The sequence below is a fragment of the Enhygromyxa salina genome, assembly GCF_002994635.1.
Lineage (GTDB): Bacteria > Myxococcota_A > Polyangia > Nannocystales > Nannocystaceae > Plesiocystis > Plesiocystis salina_B.
This window is the reverse complement of record NZ_PVNL01000143.1, coordinates 1-2,718: the sequence shown is the minus strand read 5'-3', so window position 1 is coordinate 2,718 and position 2,718 is coordinate 1. Positions and strand designations below refer to the sequence as shown.

The window sequence follows — 2,718 nt, the reverse complement described above, 5'->3', positions numbered from 1 at the left end:
GGGATGGGGATGGGGAGACCACGGAGGAGGGATACGGGGACGGGGACGAGGACGTTGTTTGTCCAGAGAGTTGCGAAGACGACGAGTTCTTCGTAGGACCCGCAGGCTGTGTGCCGTACGACCGGATACTCAACGTCAGCGCAAGTGATGGAGACTACAAGTATCTCTCAGACGCGGTTGGTGCCGCGGCCGAGGGTGAGACGACCTTAATCATGGTGGCGTCATCGGCCGCGGGTGGCCACGTCATCGTCGACAGCAAAGACGTCATCATCGCGGGCACCGAGTCAGGGCAAAAGTTCGAGTGGACCACGGTCCTCGCTGCTCCTCACCTGACTGTTCAAGGGGGCGTCCGCGTCTACGTCTCCAATGTGAGAGTATCCCGTACGGAACCAAATGGTCAATTGGCTCGCCCGGCCGTCCTCGCGGAATCCAACAGCCGGGTCTACTTTGACAAGAGTATTGTTGTCGGGCTGAACGGGGTTGGAATCCTCGCAGACCAGGACGCAGTCGTCAGGTTGTGGAGTACATCGGTCCTTGGTCAAAATGCGGGGCTCGAGACGTCCGGAAGCGCGAAGATCGAGGGGGCGTTCCTGTCCGTTGGCGCGACGGAGGGGCCTGCGCGGAAGTGCACGGACGACAAAAAGGTGAATCTACACAACTCTATCATTTTCTCAGATAGCGGCGAGTCTGATGGCTGCGATAGCGATAATAGCTCTAATGTTTGGGACATGAATGAGGGCCTGCCGAGTTCACCAGCGTGGTTCGCCGACTTCTATGCTGGTGATCTACATGTCGGCGAAGTCAACATGACACATCATCAGCCGGATGAGTTTTTCGACCGCCTGATCGACGGCCCCCTGTGCGACATGGACGGAGACGTGATCCCAGAGACAGACGCCTACCCGGGAGCGGATCAACCCCAATAGAGCCGTCGCTGCATACCCTGCCTCGAGCTCGTCCTCCACAATAGAACAACCCGTGCTCATCCAACTGCTCACTCTCACTGTCTTGCTGCTCGGTCCCGCCGAGCCGCTGAGCCCTCCCACGCGCGACGCGGGAGGCTCGCCGCCACATCTTGGGGCGCTGGGCATCACGGGCGGCACGATGCTTGCCGCCAGCGTGGGGCTGCTAGTAGCGGGCAGCGTCCACCTCGTAGATACACGCATCGACCTGCGACTCACCTACGCGGTCGGTCACGCGCGTGCCTCCGGGCGGGCGATGGTCGGGCTTGGCATCGTCGGTGTCGGCGCGGGGATCACCGCGCTGGCGTGTGGCATCGCGCTCCGACGAGGTTCGCGACGTGGGGTGGCCATTGTCCCGAACATTACGCCCACCGGTGGCGGAATTTGGCTCACAGGTAGGTTCTGATGATGCGCAGTCGCCTCGGTAGATTCGCGGTCGTGCTCGCCATGACGCTTGGTTTCGGTCTCGGTGTCAACTCGTGCGCAGACTTGGGGCGGAATGTCGAGCACTGCTGGTGGGCCGAGGGCGACGCGACCTGCAGGGACCACTTCGGCGACGAGCGGCCTTTTTGCGCATGGAGCGAGGCTCCTTGTGGGGTGGTCACGGAGTATGGGTGTGTAGCCTATCGGCCTGCAAGGGACGAGTGCTACAGCCCCTGTGGTGCGGGTGTGACAGCCGCTCAGAACTCCTGTTGGGAGGAGACCACGGGAGCGGAGGAGGAGGGGGATGGGGACGGCGATGGAGACGGGGATGGCGATGGTGAGGATGACGGCGACGGCGACGGCGACGGCGATGGCGACGAGTACCTCGTCTGCCCAGAGAACTGCCAAGAAGACGAGTATTTCGTGGGGCCCGCAGGCTGCGTTCCGTACGACCGCAAACTCACCGTGAATACAAGTGGCGGAGACTATTCCAACCTTGCGAGCGCCGTTCTTGCCGCGGCCGAGGGCGAGACCACGCTAATCATGGTGGCGTCTTCGACCGGCGATGACTACGTCGTCGTCGAGAACAAGGATGTTGTTATTGCGGGTAGCCAGCCAGGGCAAGTGTTCGAGTGGACGACGGCTTTACCCGTTTCTCCTCTGTCTGTCCGGGGAACCGCACGCGTCTATCTCTCCAATGTCACAGTCAAGTTTGCGGCACACGAGGGCTTTTCTCGGCCGACTGTCTCCGCGCGAGCCAGCGCTCGGCTTTACATTGACAAGAGCGTGATCATCGGGCTTGAAAATGTTGGCATCCTCGCAGAGCAGAACGCAATCGTGAGGTTGTGGAGTACATCGATCCTTGGTGCGGGGGCGGGGCTCGAGGTGGCCGGGGACGCGAAGATCGAGGGTGCATTCTTGTCCGTTGGTGCGACTGGGGGTCCTGCTCGGAAATGCGCGGTTGGCGAGAGGGCGAATCTGTATAAATCCATCATATTCTCAGAAAACGGCACACCGGATACCTGCGACAGCAGCAGCTCCGATGTCTGGGATATGAACGAAGATCCTCCGCATCCACTATGGTGGTTCGCCGACTCACCATCAGGCGACCTCCACGTCGGTGAGATCAGTATGATTTATTTTCAACCACACACCTTCTACGACCGCCTGATCGACGGCCCCCTCTGCGACATGGACGGAGATCCAATCCCAGACACAGACGCCTACCCGGGAGCGGATCAACCCCACTAACCTCCACCAACCACGACCACCTCAACACCACACGACAATGATGCTACCGCCATTCCTCACATCCACCCTCCTGTTCGTCCTC

General features: G+C 60.7%; 3 protein-coding genes. All 3 read left to right on the top strand.

The genetic code is table 11. The features are described from left to right. Window positions 1-926, top strand: a 926-nt coding sequence (locus ENSA7_RS44745) for a hypothetical protein (protein ID WP_181234572.1), incomplete at its 5' end; no start/stop codon positions are given. A 52-nt stretch (window positions 927-978) separates the two neighbouring features. Next, a complete protein-coding gene (locus tag ENSA7_RS39640; protein WP_106094648.1) occupies window positions 979-1,368 on the top strand; it encodes a hypothetical protein in 390 nt (129 codons plus the stop codon). 2 nt (window positions 1,369-1,370) lie between these two features. After that, on the top strand, window positions 1,371-2,636 hold the full coding sequence (locus ENSA7_RS39635) for a hypothetical protein (protein ID WP_146158683.1): 1,266 nt from the start codon (window positions 1,371-1,373) through the stop codon (window positions 2,634-2,636). The last annotated feature ends 82 nt before the right edge of the window (window positions 2,637-2,718 follow it).

What these genes read in the sequence shown, in the direction of transcription:
- ENSA7_RS39635 (WP_146158683.1), top strand. Translation starts at nt 1,371, where the DNA reads ATGCGCAGTCGCCTCGGTAGATTCGCGGTCGTGCTCGCCATGACGCTT.